The sequence below is a fragment of the Streptomyces sp. NPDC088733 genome, from assembly GCF_044751185.1.
Classification (GTDB): Bacteria; Actinomycetota; Actinomycetes; order Streptomycetales; family Streptomycetaceae; genus Actinacidiphila.
The window spans coordinates 262,064-277,091 of the sequence record NZ_JBIVLH010000008.1 but is presented as its reverse complement, the minus strand read 5'-3'; the positions used below and the strand labels follow the sequence as shown (position 1 = coordinate 277,091).

Annotated in this window: 14 protein-coding genes; 8 read left to right on the top strand and 6 right to left on the bottom strand. The window is 74.4% G+C overall.

What is annotated here, in order from left to right:
* Positions 1-284 precede the first annotated feature (284 nt).
* A complete protein-coding gene (locus ACIP64_RS17645; protein WP_401587147.1) occupies positions 285-1,589 on the bottom strand; it encodes a PP2C family protein-serine/threonine phosphatase in 1,305 nt (434 codons plus the stop codon).
* Between the two features lie 174 nt (positions 1,590-1,763).
* Between ACIP64_RS17645 and ACIP64_RS17640 the strand changes: the two genes are divergently transcribed.
* Positions 1,764-3,320: a N,N-dimethylformamidase beta subunit family domain-containing protein gene (locus tag ACIP64_RS17640; RefSeq protein WP_401587145.1), complete on the top strand. Its 1,557-nt coding sequence runs from the start codon at positions 1,764-1,766 to the stop codon at positions 3,318-3,320.
* Positions 3,321-3,340: 20 nt separating this feature from the next.
* Here the strand turns inward: ACIP64_RS17640 and ACIP64_RS17635 are convergent, their stop codons facing one another.
* Positions 3,341-4,222 (bottom strand): ion transporter, encoded by an 882-nt coding sequence (locus ACIP64_RS17635; protein WP_401587338.1) that lies wholly within the window; start codon positions 4,220-4,222, stop codon positions 3,341-3,343.
* 189 nt (positions 4,223-4,411) lie between these two features.
* Between ACIP64_RS17635 and ACIP64_RS17630 the strand changes: the two genes are divergently transcribed.
* The 4 genes from ACIP64_RS17630 to ACIP64_RS17615 all read left to right on the top strand — a co-directional run bounded on the left by ACIP64_RS17630 (position 4,412) and on the right by ACIP64_RS17615 (position 7,667).
* Positions 4,412-5,290 (top strand): alpha/beta fold hydrolase, encoded by an 879-nt coding sequence (locus tag ACIP64_RS17630; RefSeq protein WP_401587142.1) that lies wholly within the window; start codon positions 4,412-4,414, stop codon positions 5,288-5,290.
* Between the two features lie 91 nt (positions 5,291-5,381).
* Positions 5,382-6,260: a helix-turn-helix transcriptional regulator gene (locus tag ACIP64_RS17625; protein WP_401587140.1), complete on the top strand. Its 879-nt coding sequence runs from the start codon at positions 5,382-5,384 to the stop codon at positions 6,258-6,260.
* A gap of 103 nt (positions 6,261-6,363) precedes the next feature.
* On the top strand, positions 6,364-6,897 hold the full coding sequence (locus tag ACIP64_RS17620; protein ID WP_401587138.1) for a cupin domain-containing protein: 534 nt from the start codon (positions 6,364-6,366) through the stop codon (positions 6,895-6,897).
* Entirely contained in the window at positions 6,894-7,667 is a 774-nt protein-coding gene (locus ACIP64_RS17615) for an SDR family NAD(P)-dependent oxidoreductase (RefSeq protein ID WP_401587135.1), read from the top strand. Before ACIP64_RS17620 ends, ACIP64_RS17615 begins: the two co-directional genes overlap by 4 nt.
* A gap of 27 nt (positions 7,668-7,694) precedes the next feature.
* Here the strand turns inward: ACIP64_RS17615 and ACIP64_RS17610 are convergent, their stop codons facing one another.
* The gene (locus ACIP64_RS17610; RefSeq protein WP_401587132.1) at positions 7,695-9,617 is read right to left on the bottom strand and encodes an FHA domain-containing protein; all 1,923 of its coding nucleotides are present in this window, start codon (positions 9,615-9,617) and stop codon (positions 7,695-7,697) included.
* A gap of 498 nt (positions 9,618-10,115) precedes the next feature.
* The gene (locus ACIP64_RS17605) at positions 10,116-10,706 is read right to left on the bottom strand and encodes a TetR/AcrR family transcriptional regulator (RefSeq protein ID WP_401587129.1); all 591 of its coding nucleotides are present in this window, start codon (positions 10,704-10,706) and stop codon (positions 10,116-10,118) included.
* 146 nt (positions 10,707-10,852) lie between these two features.
* Here ACIP64_RS17605 and ACIP64_RS17600 point away from each other — a divergent pair, with 146 nt between their 5' ends.
* The 3 genes from ACIP64_RS17600 to ACIP64_RS17590 all read left to right on the top strand — a co-directional run bounded on the left by ACIP64_RS17600 (position 10,853) and on the right by ACIP64_RS17590 (position 13,193).
* Positions 10,853-11,752, top strand: a complete 900-nt coding sequence (locus tag ACIP64_RS17600; protein WP_401587126.1) for an NAD(P)-dependent oxidoreductase — start codon at positions 10,853-10,855, stop codon at positions 11,750-11,752.
* A complete protein-coding gene (locus ACIP64_RS17595) occupies positions 11,749-12,615 on the top strand; it encodes a hypothetical protein (RefSeq protein ID WP_401587124.1) in 867 nt (288 codons plus the stop codon). The genes ACIP64_RS17600 and ACIP64_RS17595 overlap by 4 nt, the downstream gene beginning before the upstream one ends.
* A gap of 62 nt (positions 12,616-12,677) precedes the next feature.
* Positions 12,678-13,193, top strand: coding sequence for a protein phosphatase (locus ACIP64_RS17590; RefSeq protein WP_401587121.1), 516 nt, complete (start codon positions 12,678-12,680; stop codon positions 13,191-13,193).
* 11 nt (positions 13,194-13,204) lie between these two features.
* Here the strand turns inward: ACIP64_RS17590 and ACIP64_RS17585 are convergent, their stop codons facing one another.
* Together ACIP64_RS17585 and ACIP64_RS17580 are read right to left on the bottom strand one after the other, a co-directional pair.
* A complete protein-coding gene (locus tag ACIP64_RS17585; protein ID WP_401587119.1) occupies positions 13,205-14,179 on the bottom strand; it encodes an NAD(P)-dependent alcohol dehydrogenase in 975 nt (324 codons plus the stop codon).
* A gap of 123 nt (positions 14,180-14,302) precedes the next feature.
* Entirely contained in the window at positions 14,303-14,920 is a 618-nt protein-coding gene (locus ACIP64_RS17580) for a TetR/AcrR family transcriptional regulator (RefSeq protein WP_401587116.1), read from the bottom strand.
* Positions 14,921-15,028: the final 108 nt, after the last annotated feature.

Sequence of the window (15,028 nt, the reverse complement as noted above, 5' to 3'; positions counted from 1 at the left end):
GGCGCGGGTGTGCGGGAGGTGAGCCGTCGGCAACGGTTCCGGACACGGCAGAGCGGCTGCCCGTGCGGCGGGACCCAGTCCGCCCTTCCGCGAACGGGCCGCGCTGGCCCGTGCGGCGGGCAGTCCCGCCCTCCCCGCCGCGTCGGCACGGGCCGCGGCCTGCGCGGCCGTCACCTGGACGACCACCCGCAACCGTTCCGGACCCGGCCGGACGGACGCCCGCGCAGCGGGACCCGGCCTTCCGGCATGCGAACGGGCTGCCGCACGCCGGTACGGCGACCGGCTCAGGCCGGGTTCCGCCGGGCGGGTCCGCCCTCCTCGCCGCGGCGGCGGGGGACGTCGGCGTGGGCCGCGGTCACCTGGACGGCGGGGGCGCGCCGTTCCCGGGGGACCGTCGTCGGCGCGCCCAACTTCCGTTCGGCGGAGCGGGCGTCGGCGCAGCGGCGGCGCACCGCCACCAGCGCGACGTCGTCGTCGAGGCGGCCGCCGGCGTAGCCGGTGACGTCGTCCAGCAGGCGCTCGATGACGTTGTCGGGGGCGCCGCTCTTGGACAGCGAGGCGAACCGGTCCAGGGCGGGGTAGAAGACGCCCGCGCGGTCGCGGGCCTCCAACAGCCCGTCGGTGTGGAGGAGCAGGAGGTCGCCGACCTCGAACACGAAGGTGTCGACGCGGTAGTCCTGGCCGGTGTTCGCCACGCCGAGCGGGGGCGCGGGGTGGGTCAGGTCGAGGAGGTCCACGTCGTGGCCGCGCGCGAACATCGGCTGCGGGTGGCCGCAGCTGATGACCCGGACCACGGGGAGGTTGTCGGGGATCTCCAGCACAAGCGCGGTCACGAAGCGCTCGCCGGCATGCGCGTCCCGTTCGCCGGCCTGCCCGAAATGACGGGCGACGCTCGCCTCCAGCGCGATGGCGACCCCCTTGAGGAACATGTCGCGGTGCGCGGCCTCGCGGAAGGCGCCCAGGACCGCGGCTGCGTCGTCCACTGCCGCGAGGCCCTTGCCGCGTACGTCGGCGATCAGCAGGCGCACGGCCCCGTCGACCCGCTCCGCCGCGTACAGGTCGCCGCCGATGCGCGCGTGGGCGGCGGCCGAGCGGTAGGCGGTCGCCATGTCCACGCATCCCACACGGCACGGCAGCGGCCTCAGCAGGGCGCGCTGCGCGGTCTCCGCGACCGAGCGGACGGCTCTGAGGGTCCTGCGGTCGCTGTCCCGCGCGCGCCAGAAGACCAGCACGAGACCGCAGACGACCAGCAGGTCCAGCACGTGGATCGGCAGGATGAGGGAGTGGCCGAGGCCGTCGTGGACGTCCACCGCGACGGCGCCCGCGCAGGCCAGCACGGTCATGTGGATGGTCGCGAGCGCGCTGTACAGGGTGGCGGTGAGGGCGGGCACCGCGACCAGCAACGAGGACAGGTGGACGCTCATGGGGACGAGCAGCCCCATGAGGACGATGACGAGCAGCGCGACCGCGGCGACGACGAGGGGCAGCCGCCGTCGCAGACCGGGACCGAGCGCCCGGAACGCCGGTCGCGTGGGTGCGGCGGGCCGGGCGCTGCCCGTCGCGAGTCGTGCCTGACCCGAACTCCTCATGGGGACCTCCGACCGCGCGGTGAGGGCGGTTCCTTTGGTCAGCACGGCGGAATGTCGGAAATATTTCCTTTGAAGATATTTGCTGGTGAAAGTTCCCACGGATGCGCGACGCCGCGTCCTCCGCCCGGCCCAGTCCGGCGGGCCGCGTACGGCGTCGCTGTCTAGCCTCGCGATGTGATCGCGCCGTGGGACCGCAGACGTTTCCTGGGAGGAGTGTCGGCGGTGGGCGCGGCGGCCGTCGCCGCGGGCTGCTCGGCCTCCGGTACGCCGCCGCACGACCGCGCGACCGGCGGTCTGGACGTCCGCGCCGAGAACGCGCGGCCCGGCGACCGGGACTGGGGACTGCGGTCCCGCGGCGACGACCGGGCGATCGAGGGCTTCGCCGACCGGGTGAGCGTGCTGCCCGGCGAGGAGTTCCGGCTGCTGGTGTCGACCACGGACCGTACGTACCGCGCGGAGGCGTTCCGCATGGGCTGGTACGGGGGCGCGCAGGCCCGCCGGGTCTGGGCGTCCGGCGACCTGGCCGGACGGCGGCAGGAGGTACCGGGACCGCAGGGGACCACCCGTACGGTGTCGGCGGCACGGTGGGGCCCGGGGGTCGCCGTCCGCACCCGCGGCTGGCCCGAGGGGGCCTACCTGGTGCGGCTCACCGCGGGGGAATCGGGGGCGCAGCGCTACGTGCCGCTCACCGTGCGGTCACGGGCGGCGGCAGGGAAGGTGGTGCTGGTCAACGCGGTGCCGACCTGGCAGGCGTACAACACCTGGGGTGGGCGCAGCCTGTACCACGGCCCCGGCGGCGCGGCGGACTACGCGGGCCGCTCCCTGGCCGTCAGCTGCGACCGCCCCTACGACCGCGACGGGGCGCCGCTGTTCCTGACCTACGAGCAGCCCGCCGTCGCGCTCGCCGAGAGCCTGGGGCTGCCGCTCGCGTACGCGACCGGCATGGACGTGGACCACGAGCCGGGACTCCTGGCCGGGGCCCGCGCGGTGGTGTCGCTCGGCCACGACGAGTACTGGACACCCGCCATGCGCGGCCGGGTGACGGCGGCCCGCGACAGCGGGACCAACGTGGCGTTCCTCGGCGCGAACGCCTGCTTCCGGCGCGTCCGCCTGGAGCCGACCGCCCTCGGCGAGCGGCGCCTCGTCGTCTGCTACAAGAGCGACTGGCCGCGCGACCCCCTGAACGGCAAGGACGACGCTGCCGTCACGACGGACTGGCGCGAGCCGCCGCACCCCCGGCCGGAGAACGCGCTCACCGGGACGCTCTACGAGTCCAACGGCACCAGCGCGGCGTACGCCGTCGCCGAACCGGGCCACTGGCTGCTGGAGGGGACCGGTGCCACGGGCGAAACCCGCTTCGCGAACCTCGTCGGCACGGAGTACGACCGCGTCACCGGCGCGCCGCCGACGCCCCGGCCGATCGAGATCATCGCCCACTCGCCGCTGGTCTGCCGGGGCGTGCGCAGCTTCCACGACACCGCGTACTACACGGTCGCGAGCGGAGCGGGCGTGTTCAACGCCGGCACCATGCGCTGGGTCGGCTCGCTGAAGGGGGACGGCGACCACGGCACGTCCCGGGCGGCGACACGCTTCACCCGGCGCGTCACCACGAACCTGCTGCACGCCTTCGCCGAGGGCCCGGCAGGACGGCGGCACCCCGCCCGGGACAACCTCGACCGCTTCCGTCCGTACGCGGGCGACGCCGTGGCGGAGCGGCACGACCTGTGGTGAGCGCGGTCCTGCCGGGGCCCTCAGGCGTCCTGGCGTGACGCGGCGGTGGCCGCCAGGCCGGATTCGAGATCGTCCAGAGCCCGGCGCAGGGCGTCGATCCGCTCCCGCAGCGCGCGCTCGTCCGGCGGCGGGTCGGGCGGGCCGGCGGCGGCCGCCGCCGCCTCGCGCTCCAGTTCGCGTGCCTCCTCCAGCGAGTTGATCACGACGCCGACCAGGAGGTTGACCAGCACGAAGGAGCCGAGGAGGACGAAGGAGCCGAAGTACAGGATCGACCAGCGGGACACCTCCAGCCCGGCGCGCACCGCGTCGCCCAGGCCGTCGAGGGTGATGAGCAGGAAGAGCGTGAGCACGGCCCGCCCGATGGACCCGTAGTGCCCGGGGTCGGCGGCGGCGAAGAACACCCAGCCGACCATGGCGTACACGTACAGCAGAAGGGCACCGACCAGGAGGAAACTGGCGGTGCCCGGAAGGCTCTTCCCGACGGCCACGATGATGATCCGCAACTGCGGCAGGAACCGGGCGGCCCGGAACACCCGCGCCAGCCGCAGCAGGCGCAGCACCGTGGCGTTGTCCCGTGCGACGGGCAGGAACGCCAGCGCCACCACGGCCAGGTCGAACAGGTTCCACGGGTCGCGCAGGAACTCCCGGGGGCGGTCGGCGTGCGCGGCGGCCCTTAACAGGATCTCCGCGGTGAAGACCGCGAGGAAGCCGTGCTCCAGGAGCTTCAGGGGCCCGTGCCAGCGGTCGGCGAGTCCGTCGTAGGTCTCCACGCCGAGGACGGCGGCGTTGGCCAGGATGACCGCGAAGACCGCGACGCCGAACCAGTCGGCGTCGACGACGCGGCGGCAGCGCGCGGCCACCGCGTGGGCCGGCGGAGGAGGACCGGGGGTGTGGTCGGCCATGTGCTGGTACTCGTTCCTCCGTGCCACTGCCCGTACACCAACTGAGCAGGATCTTAGCCTGCGTTGGCGTGCGGGGAGGGAGGTACGCGGACACCGCGCCCGGCTGCCGGTACCGTACCGACTGGACGGTACCCAAACTCGGCGGCCCACCGTCCGCCCGACCCGACCGACCCCAGCGAGGAGCCCGGCATGCCGCGTGCGAAAGCCAACGGGATGGAGATCGAGTACGACACCTTCGGCGGCCCCGGGCGTCCCGCCCTGCTGCTCGTCATGGGGCTCGGCGCGCAGCTGACCACGTGGCGGCCGGAGTTCTGCACCGCCCTGGCGGACCAGGGCTTCTTCGTCGTCCGCTTCGACAACCGCGACAGCGGCCTGTCGACCGGTCCCGACGGGCGGACCGTCCCCGACATCGGCACGGTCCTGCGCGGCGACACCTCGGGCGTGCCCTATCTGCTGGCCGACATGGCGCAGGACACCGCCGACCTGCTGGGCGCCCTCGGCATCCCGGCCGCGCACGTGGTCGGGGCGTCGATGGGCGGCATGATCGCCCAGCAGCTGGTGATCGACCATCCGGAGCGCGTGCTGTCGCTGTGCTCGATCATGTCGACCACGGGCGCCCGGTCCGTGGGGCGCGCCTCGGAGCGGGCCCGCGCCGTCATGCCCGGTCCGGACGCCGCGTCCCTGGACCGCGAAGGCGTGATCGCCGCCGGCGTCCGGCGCTACGAGGTGATCGGCTCGCCCGGTTTCCCCGTCGCGCGGGACGTGCTCCGTGAGCGCGTCACGGCCGCCCACGACCGCGCGCACCGGCCGGAGGGCTACACCCGCCAGTACGCCGCCATCCTCGCCTCGCCCGACCGCACGGCCGCGCTGCGCTCGGTCGCCGTCCCCACCCTGGTCGTCCACGGCGAGGACGACTGCCTCGTCGACCGCAGCGGGGGCGAGGCGACGGCCGCCGCGATCCCCGGCAGCGAACTGCTCCTCGTCCCCGGCATGGGCCACGACCTGCCGGAGGCGGTCTGGCCGTCGGTCGTCGCCGCGATCGCGCGCAACGCCTCCCGGGCGGTGTGACCGCGCGGCCGCCCGCGGGCTGCGGCAAGGGGGTCCGGCAGTACCCCTTTGCCGCCCGGGCGGCAGGAGCGGCGCGGCGTAGCGTGGGGACATGGACGACAGAGCGGACCACCGAGGGGGCGAACTCGGCGAGTTCCTGCGCTCCCGCCGGGCGAAGATCTCCCCGGAGCAGGCGGGCCTGACGCCGGCCCCGACGGCGCGCCGGGTGCCGGGACTGCGCCGCGAGGAGGTCGCCGGGCTGGCGGGGGTCAGCGTCGACTACTACGTACGGCTGGAGCGAGGCCGCGCCGTCAACGTCTCCGAGAGCGTGCTCGACGCGATCGCCCGCGCGCTGCAGCTGACCGGGGACGAGCGCGGCCACCTGTTCCGCGTCGCCAAGCCGGTGCGGAGCCGTCCGCGTCCGGTGCCGGCGCAGCGGGTCCGCCCCGGGCTGTACCGGATCCTCGACACGCTGACGGAGGTCCCCGCCCTGGTCGTGGGGCGCCGCACCGACGTACTGGCGACGAACCGGCTGGCCCGGGCCCTCTACACCGACTTCGACGCGCTGCCGCAGCGCGAGCGCAACATGGCGCGGTTCATCTTCCTCCACGACGAGGCGCGGACGCTGTACGAGGACTGGGAGGGCGTCGCCCGCACCACGGTCGCCGCCCTCCACCTCTACGCGGGCGAGCACCCGCACGACGCCCGCCTCACCGAACTCGTCGGCGAACTCTCTCTGCGGGACCGGGACTTCCGCACCTGGTGGGCGGCGCACGACGTGGAGCGCCGCACCTTCGGCAGGAAGCTGTTCCATCACCCGGTGGTGGGCGATCTGACCCTGGACTACGAGGCGCTGGCGGTGACCGGGGACGCCGAACAGGTCCTCGGCATCTACACCGCCGAGCCCGGTTCCGCCTCCGCGCAGGCCCTCGCCCTCCTCGCCTCCTGGAGCGGCGAAGCCGCCCCGCGGCCCCGCTTCACCGGCTCCTGACCGCGGCCCCGCCCGTCCGCGCGCCGGGGCCCGTGGCGCGCCTCCGTCTCGTAGGGTCGGCAGCGACGACCGGGGCCCGGTACCGGCAGGACCGAGGGGGACGATGCCGCAGCACCGCGACGACGAGAGCGCCGACGAGGTGGCCGCCCGCTACGGGCTGGAGCCGCTGCCCTTCGAGGGCGGCCGGTTCCGCCGCACATGGGCCGGGCCGCCCGACGGAACGGGGCGCCCGGCGGGCTCCGCGATCCTGTTCCTGCTCAGTGACGACGAGGACGGCTCCTCCACGCCGCACCGCCTGCCCGCCGACGAGGTGTGGCACTTCTACCGGGGCGACCCGGCCGAACTCCTGCTGCTCGAACCTGACGGCCGCTCGCACGTCGTGCTGCTCGGCGACGACGCCGACCGCCGCGTGCAGGCGACGGTACCGGCCGGCACGTGGATGGCGGCACGGGTCGCGCCCGGCGGGCGCTGGTCGCTGTGCGGGACGACGATGGCGCCCGGTTTCGTCCCCGCGGACTTCGAGGGCGGCGACCCCGAGGCGCTGGCGGCCCGCTATCCGGCGCACACGGAGCTGATCCGCGTCCTCGGCCGCCCTGTGCGCCCGGCGTCCGACGGCACGCACGGGGAACGGCCATGACGGGCGGCCCCGGCTTCGGCCTCACCGGACAGGTCGCGCTCGTCACCGGGGCCGGCGGCGGCATCGGAACGGGCGTCGCGCGCGGCCTCGCGGACGCGGGGGCGGCGGTCGTCCTGCACGCCCGTCACCGGACGGACGCCGTCAGGAAGCTCGCCGCCGAGATCGCCGCCGCGGGCGGCCGGGCCCACACCGCGAGCGCGGACCTGACCCGGCCGGACGCGCCCCGCAAGCTCGTCGCGGCCGCGGCCGGCTGGGGCGGACGGCTGGACGCGGTCGTCCACTGCGCCGGGGTCCAGCCCGTGCGGGAGCTCGCCGGGATGGACGACGCGGCCTGGCGCAAGGTGGTCGACGTGAACCTCCACGCGGCCTTCGGGGTGGTGCAGGCCGCCGCCGCGCACATGTCCGCGCGGGACGGCGGTTCGATCACCGCCATCGCGTCGGTCGAGGGCAGCCGCCCCGCCCACGGGCATGCCCACTACAGCGCCGCCAAGGCCGCGCTGATCATGTTCGCCCGGGCCGCGGCGGGCGAGTACGGCCCGGCGGGCATCCGCGTGAACACCGTCTCCCCCGGCCTGGTCGACCGCCCGGGCCTGGCCGACGACTGGCCCGACGGGGTGCGCCGCTGGACCGCGGCCGCACCCCTGGGCCGCCTCGGCACCCCGACGGACATCGGCGCGGCCTGCGTCTTCCTCGCCTCCCCCGCCGCCTCCTGGATCACCGGCCACGATCTCGTGGTCGACGGCGGGGTCGGTACGCGCCCCGGCTGGTGAACCCGGGGCCGGTCCCGTACGGCGCCGTCAGGCCGTGGCGGCGGGCACCGGTTTCGTGGGCGGCGCGGGGGTCGCGGATGCCGAGGACTGCTCGTCGCGGTAGAAGATGTCGATGTCGACCTCCTCGCCGCCGACGATCAGCGTGTCCCACGGACCGCTGTCGAGGAGGGTGCGCAGGGTCTCGCTCCTGAGCGTCCCCAGGTGCGCGCGCAGCGTCTCGTCGTCGGGCATGCCCGGGATGCGCGGCGCGAGGCGGTCGCGGATCGCGCGGAGCTGCTCCATGAGGCCGTCGATGCCGGCCTCGCGGTCCGGTCCGCCCTCCAGGGCGGCGGACTCGGCGATGCTCTGCGCGATGACCTCCTTGATGGCACGGCTGACGCCGTTCTCGTCCGTGGTGATCATCGCGTTCCAGGCGCGGCTCTTGTGCCGGTACTGGAGCATCGACATGGCCGCCTCGTGGCGGACGAAGTCGGCGTCGCGCAGCGGCCGGCCGCGCCATGTCCCGCTGAGCGTCCGGGCGAGCGAAATGGCCGAGCCGAGGCCGCTGTTGAGGCCGCGCCCGGGCCAGAAGTGGATGGCGTTCGCGGCGTCGCCGAGCAGGAAGCCGTACGTGCCCGGGGTGGAGGAGGTGCCCGGGTGGAGGCGGGCGGTGAAGCGGGGACGCTGCACCATGTCCAGCCGGAAGGCGGTCACCGCGCTCAGGTCGTCCTCGGCGACACCGAAGAGCGCCAGTCCCTCCTTGACCCGCTTCCACAGGGCCGAGCCCCTGATGAGCGCGGGCAGGAAGAGGGTGCTGTGGGTGGAGCAGTGGAAGTCGCCGTCCTCGTCGCGTCCCATCACGCAGGGGCGGGAGGCGATGCACTCCTCGAAGACCTGCCGGACGGGGTCGATGCCGACGACCTCCTTGGCCTCGGCGTCGGTGAGGCGCATGTTGAGGAAGCCCTCGCCGCGCAGCGCGTTGAGCAGGAAGCGGTTCTGCGCCACGGTCAGCAGCACCGTCATCGGGTCGGAGAGGGCGGACTTGACGCGCAGTCCGAGGACGACGTCCTGGATGTGCTCGCCGGCAAGGGAGTAGATCGACTTGTCGGCGGTACCGAACTTCTCGGTGAAGTACTCGCGGGTGCGGGAGCGGCCGCCCTCGCAGATCGCCAGCACGTGGTCCCCCGCGACCGAGGCATGGTGCTCGACCGCGTCGAAACGGGCGGGCACCAGGCGGATGCGCTCCGGCTTCTCGTTGGCGAGGGCGAGCAGGGTGTCCTCGATGTAGGCGATGCGTATGTTGCGGGGGCTGAAGCCGCGGATGGAGTCGGGCCCGGCCGGCCACATCTCGGTGTACGTCCCCTCCGTGAACAGCCGGGCCTGGACCTCCTCGGGCAGGTTGAGGTACTGGCGGCTCTGCACGGTGACAACCTGCTGCCGCCGGACGTTGCCCTGCCCCTCGCTCTTCCACACCACCCGGTCGCCGTCCTGCGTCCAGCGGCCGTCGTAGACGGTGACGGAGACCCGGCGGCCCATCAGGTGCTCCAGCAGCAGGGCGAACGACAGGCCCACCGGGCCGCCGCCCGCCACCGTCACGTTGAGCACCGGGCCGGGCTCCTCCGGCTCGGCCGGCTCCATCAGCGACTGGAGGAGGGAGAGGTCGAGGATCGTCTCCATCGGGTCGGCGGCCTCGAAGCAGAACGTCTCCTCGCCGATGGCGATGAGGTCGCCGGGCTGGAGCACGTGCGAGGTCACGCGTTCCCCATTGACCCGCGTCCCGTTGCTGCTGCCGCGGTCGTACAGGACGAAGCCATGGTTCTCGCGACGCACCTCCGCGTGGAACCGCGAGGCGCTCACACTGGCGATCACCACCGTGTTCCCGGACTTGCGGCCGAAGGTGAGCGGCTTCTCGCCGATGCCGAACCTCTCGCCGGCCAGAGAGCCTTGACGCCCAACAATCTCAGGAGGCATAGGTCACTCATTTCCACGTCGCAGTACCGATGAGAACAACGCGAACACCGGCCGCCGAACCGCTGCGCGCCGCGTCGCGCCACACGCCGACCACCCCTCGTGCACCGGGCCCGCAGGCGCCCGGAACCGCACTGATCATCCCGCACCGCGGAAGTCCTGCCCACCTCCGCGGCGCCGCCACCCGTCAGTTCTGGGCGCCAGTTTCCTCCGAAGTGGCGCCAAATCGACTTATCGAAGCTCCAGTTGTCCGAAAGTCGACAAGCGCGCTGCCCGGAACCCGTCGCCGTGCCACGGCCACAAGGCCTGTGGTACGTGCGGCACGGATGCGCCGGAGGACGGCCGGGCTCCGGGAGCGTCCGGTGGGGCGTCGACACACCGGAAACGAGGGGAAGGACCGCACCGGCAACCGGGGGGGGTGGGTAGCGGCCGGTGCGGTCCTGGGGGACGTCTGCCCCTGTTCCGGCCTTCCACTCCAGGTGCCCCGGGAGACGTGTGCCCTCAGCGCGCGACGGCCGCGTCCAGGAGCGGGGCGAGTTCGGCGGCGACGGTGGTGAGGGCGCGTACGTCCTGTTCCGCGCGGGCGATCACCAGGGCCCCCTCGATGGCGCTGATCATCAAGGTGGCCAGCGGTTCGGCCCGTTCCGCTGGCACGCCCATGTCGCGCAGCGCGGCGGCGACCGGCCCGGTCCAGGTCGCGAAGGCGGCGGCCGCGGCCGCGCGCACGGAGTCGGTGGAGGCGGCGCAGTCCACCGTGGCGGCGGCGACGGGACATCCGGCGTCGAATCCGGACGCACGGTACTCGTCGGTCCACTGGGCGACCATGGCGGCGAACAGGCCGCCGGGCGTCGGCTCGGGCAGGCCGGCGAGGAACCGGGCCACCCGGTTCCCGGCGTACCGGCCCGCCCACGCGACGGCCTCGCCGACGACCTGGTCCTTGCCGCCCGGGAAGTAGTGCTGCAGGGACCCGCGGGGTGCCTGGGCGTGGGCGGCGACGTCGCGCAGGCCCGTCGCCGTGACGCCGCCCCGCCGGATCAGCTGCGCCGCGCTGAAGACCATGCGCTCGCGGGGCCCGCGTACCGATTCCGCCATGACCGACCTCCCGGCTTCGTTCGTGACAATCCCCCCCGGCGCCGCGCCGCGGGGCGGCGCGCGTACGGGGTGGCGGCGGGCGCCGTGCCCCCTATTATGACAGCTGTCATAGCGGCGGGATGGACCGGTCGGAACGGCGGTGCGTGATGGACGTGGGATTCATCGGCCTGGGGATCATGGGCCAGCCCATGGCCCTGAATCTGGCGGGCTCCGGAGTACCGCTGGTCGTCTGGAACCGCACCGCGGAACGCTGCGAGCCGCTGCGCGCGGCCGGCGCCCACGTCGCCGCGAGGCCCGACGAGGTCTTCGCCCGGTGCCGGGTCGTCGTCCTCATGCTGGCCGACGGCCCGGCGACCGACACCGTGCTGGACCGCGGCGGACCCGCCTTCGCGTCCCGGGTCGCCGGTCGTGTCGTCGTCGCCATGGGGACCACCTCGCCCGAGTGGTCCCGCGCCCTGGAGGCCGACGTCCGCGCCGCCGGCGGCACTTATGTGGAGGCGCCGGTCTCCGGATCCCGCAAACCCGCCGAGGCCGGGCAGCTGGTCGGGATGCTCGCCGGAGAGCCCGCCGCCGTCGAGGAGGTACGGCCGCTGCTCGCGCCCCTGTGCCGGGAGACCTTCGTGTGCGGGCCGGTCCCGGGGGCGCTGCTGATGAAGCTGTCGGTCAACCTGTTCCTCATCACCCAGGTCACGGGGCTCACCGAGGCCTTCCACTTCGCGGAGCGGCAGGGCCTGGACACCGGGCAGTTCCTCGACGTCCTCGACGCCGGGCCGATGGCCAGCGCCGTGTCCCGGATGAAGGCGCCGAAGCTGAGGGAGCGGGACTTCGCGGCCCAGGCCGCGGCCTCCGACGTGCTGCACAACAACCGCCTCATCGCCGAGGCCGCACGCAGGGCGGAGCTCGCCTCGCCCCTGCTGGACGTGTGCCACGCCCTCTTCGAGGAGACCGTCGAACAGGGCGACGGGCAGCGGGACATGGTGGCCGTGCTCCGCGCGATCGAGGCCCGTACCACCGCCGCTGTGGAGGAAACGGGTGCGCGGCGGTGACCGGCACCGGCACCACCGCGACCGCGACCGCGACCGCCCGGCGGATGTGGCGGCTGCTCGAAGCCGTCCACTCCGTCACGTACTTCACCCCCGAGGCACGCGCCGCCTCGGAGGAAGCGGGCCTGCGGGGCTTCTGGCGCGGCTACTTCGCCTGCCGCGCGGCACCCCTCGGCGCCGTCGGCCCGGCGCCGATCACCGCCGCCTTCTTCTCCTTCGCCCCGGGGATGGTGGCCCGCGCCCTGCCCGGCGTGTGGCGACTGGCCTCACCGGAGGCGGCGCTGGCGGTGCGCGCGCAGGGCGCCGGCGCAGCGCTGCGCCGGCTGCTCGCCGGGTACGAGGCGGCCGCGGAGGAGGCTGCGGCGCTGCTGCGGCCGGTCAGCGGCGGACTCGACATCGCCGGCCGCGTCCTGGCCGCCGCCAACGCGGCACTGCCGTTGCCGTCCGACCCGCTCCACGAGCTCTGGCACCACGCGACGCTGCTGCGCGAACACCGCGGCGACGGCCATGTCGCCGCTCTCGTGGCGGCGGACCTCGACGGCTGCGAGGCCCTGGTCCTCCGCTCGGGCATCGACCTGCCCCGCGGCGAACTCCAGCCCCACCGCGGCTGGACCGACGACGAGTGGACCGCCGCCCGGGCCCGCCTCACCGCCCGCGGCCTGCTCGGCACCGACGGCGCGGCCACCGACGACGGGCGCGCCGCCCACCGTTCCCTCGAAGCCGCCACCGACGTGACCGCCGCCCGCCCCTGGTCCGCGCTGCCCGCGGACGCCCTCGACCGGCTCCTGGCCGTCCTCTCCCCCGCGGCTCACGCCTGCGCCGCGGCACTCCCCTACCCCAACGCCACGGGCGCCCAGGCACCTTGAGGGTGCGGCCGGGGAACGTGCGCGCCCCGCGGTCCGTTGCCGGTGCGGGAAGGACATCTCACGTGAAGACGCGCAGCCGGGCCGGCGGCGTCCCCGCTCCCGGGACGCCCTGGGACGAGATCACCACCGGCCTCTGGATGGGCGGTCACTTCTGGACCGACGGGCACGGCACCGTTCACCCGGTGGTCGTGACCGGCGAGTTCGACGTGGTCGTCGACCTGGTCCACCTGGCCGGGCACGGGCCCCGCGACCCCCACGTCACGCATGTGGTCGCCGAACTCCCGGACGCGCCCCTGACGGCCGCGCAGATCGCCACGGTCGCGCGCCTCGCCCGCGACGCCGCCACGGCCGTCCGGAACGGCCGCACCGTCCTGGTCCGCTGCCGGGCCGGGTACAACCGCTCGGGGCTGGTCGTGGCGCAGGCACTCACCGAACTCGGCCATGGGGCCGCCCCCTCGATCGCCCTCGTCCGGCGGCACCGCTCGCCGTGGGCGCTGAACAACGCCGTCTTCGAGCAGTACCTGCGGTGCGGTCTCGATGTAGCCGGGCTCCTGGCCGGGCTGGAGGCGCCCCCGTAGCGTCCGTGGTGTCACACCGTGACGACGACCTTCGCCCGGGCGTGCTCCACCTCCAGGTAGCGGATGGCCTCCGGCGCCTCCGCCAGGGGGTAACTGCGGTCGACCACGGGGGATATGACGCCCGACTCGGCGAGTTCGCGGAGCGTCGCGAGGTTCTCCGGACCGGGTTGGGCGACCAGGACGAGGATGCGCCGGCGCCCGAGGCGCGCGACGACCTGCCCGCGCATCAGCAGGCCCATCGGCCCGACGAGGCTGCCGCCCTTGGAGACGCCGCCGCCGGACAGGACGAGCGTGCCGGCGGGGTGGAGCACGCGCAGCAGGGCGGTGAGCGAGCGGTTGCCGACGAGATCGAAGACGAGGTCGTGGCGGCGGCCGTCGCGCGTGAAGTCCTCACGGGTGTAGTCGACGACGTGCCCGGCGCCGCAGGACCGGACGAGGTCCGCGTTGCGGGTGCTGCACACGCCGGTCACCTGCGCCCCGTAGCCGGCCGCCATCTGCACGGCGAACGGCCCCACGCCGCCCGACGCCCCGTTGACGAGCACTTTCTGGCCCGGTCGCACCTTGCCCAGGTCGCGCAGGCCGACGAGCGCGGTGTTCGCCGCCAGGGGCAGGCACGCCGCCTCCTCGAAGGAGAGGTTGGCCGGCTTGGCCGCGACCACGTCCTCCGCGGCGCAGACGTACTCGGCGAAGGCACCGTCCGCCTCGCCGAACACCTCGTCGCCGGGGCGCAGCCGCCGCACGTCCGGGCCGACCGCCTCGACCCGGCCGGCGAAGTCGGTACCGCGGACCTTGACCTTCGGGCCGCCGAAGCCGATCGAGGGGCGTGCCAGGTAGGGGTCGCCGCGCATCAGGTGCCAGTCGCGCGCGTTGACCGAGGCCGCGTGGACGCGGACGAGCACCTGGGCGCCGGCGGGGGTGGGGGTGGGGATCTCCTTGACCTGCAGGACGTCGGTCGAGCCGTACCGGTCCTGGACGACTGCCTTCATCGGGACTCCGTGACGGTGGGTTCGGAAGTGCCTCGTCAGCGAAGACGATAGGGGCAGGGCCCACGCCGGGGCATCAGGGGCGAACCCCTGGATTTCTCCGGGGCGCCCGCGACGGCCGGACGATCACTCCCCTGGTGCTGCGGCCCGCTCCCGTGCCGCAGCGAGGATGCGCTCGGAGAGTTCCGGGTCGGCGGCCGCCACGGCCCGCGACAGGATCACGGCGCCGACCATGGTGGACAAGGTCGCGAAGTCGGGTCCGGGGTCCCCCGCCGGCTCCGGTGAGTTCGCCTGCCGCAGCCCGGCCAGCGAGTCGGCCATGCCGGTGACGCCGGAGACGAACAGGCGCTGGAGGTCGGGCCCGCTGCGGCCGGCGTCGCAGGCCAGGGCGGCGACGGTGCATCCCTCCTCGGGTGCGTCGCGGTGCCGCGCGGAGAGGTAGTCGTCGACGAAGCGCCGCAGCGGTGCCTCGACGGCCGCGGTCCCGTCGCCGTCGCCGTCTCCCTCCGCGCCGCGCACCGCGCTGACCGCGGCCACGCTCTCCGCGAGACCGCGCTCGCAGACGGCGGCTTCGAGGGCCTGCTTGGAGTCGAAGTAGCCGTAGAAGCCGCCGTGGGTCAGGCCGGCCGCCTTCATCACGTCCGCGATCGTCACGTCGCCGAAGCCGCGCCGTCTGAACTGCTCGGCCGCGTTGGCGACGATCCGCTCGCGGTTCGCGGTCACCTGCTCACGGGACACACGCATGGCCACACCTCCGGAGGACGTCTCGCTTGACACTTTACATGACGGGCATCATGATTAAGTTATTCATGATGGCCATCATGAAAAAATGGCCCAGCGGAGCGCCCGGCG

Coding starts and splice junctions, on each gene's coding strand:
- ACIP64_RS17605 (WP_401587129.1), bottom strand. CDS start 10,706: ATGGCGGAATCGGTACGCGGGCCCCGCGAGCGCATGGTCTTCAGCGCG.
- ACIP64_RS17645 (WP_401587147.1), bottom strand. CDS start 1,589: ATGAGGAGTTCGGGTCAGGCACGACTCGCGACGGGCAGCGCCCGGCCC.
- ACIP64_RS17630 (WP_401587142.1), top strand. CDS start 4,412: ATGCCGCGTGCGAAAGCCAACGGGATGGAGATCGAGTACGACACCTTC.
- ACIP64_RS17610 (WP_401587132.1), bottom strand. CDS start 9,617: ATGCCTCCTGAGATTGTTGGGCGTCAAGGCTCTCTGGCCGGCGAGAGG.
- ACIP64_RS17615 (WP_401587135.1), top strand. CDS start 6,894: ATGACGGGCGGCCCCGGCTTCGGCCTCACCGGACAGGTCGCGCTCGTC.
- ACIP64_RS17625 (WP_401587140.1), top strand. CDS start 5,382: ATGGACGACAGAGCGGACCACCGAGGGGGCGAACTCGGCGAGTTCCTG.
- ACIP64_RS17585 (WP_401587119.1), bottom strand. CDS start 14,179: ATGAAGGCAGTCGTCCAGGACCGGTACGGCTCGACCGACGTCCTGCAG.
- ACIP64_RS17620 (WP_401587138.1), top strand. CDS start 6,364: ATGCCGCAGCACCGCGACGACGAGAGCGCCGACGAGGTGGCCGCCCGC.
- ACIP64_RS17600 (WP_401587126.1), top strand. CDS start 10,853: ATGGACGTGGGATTCATCGGCCTGGGGATCATGGGCCAGCCCATGGCC.
- ACIP64_RS17580 (WP_401587116.1), bottom strand. CDS start 14,920: ATGCGTGTGTCCCGTGAGCAGGTGACCGCGAACCGCGAGCGGATCGTC.
- ACIP64_RS17635 (WP_401587338.1), bottom strand. CDS start 4,222: ATGGCCGACCACACCCCCGGTCCTCCTCCGCCGGCCCACGCGGTGGCC.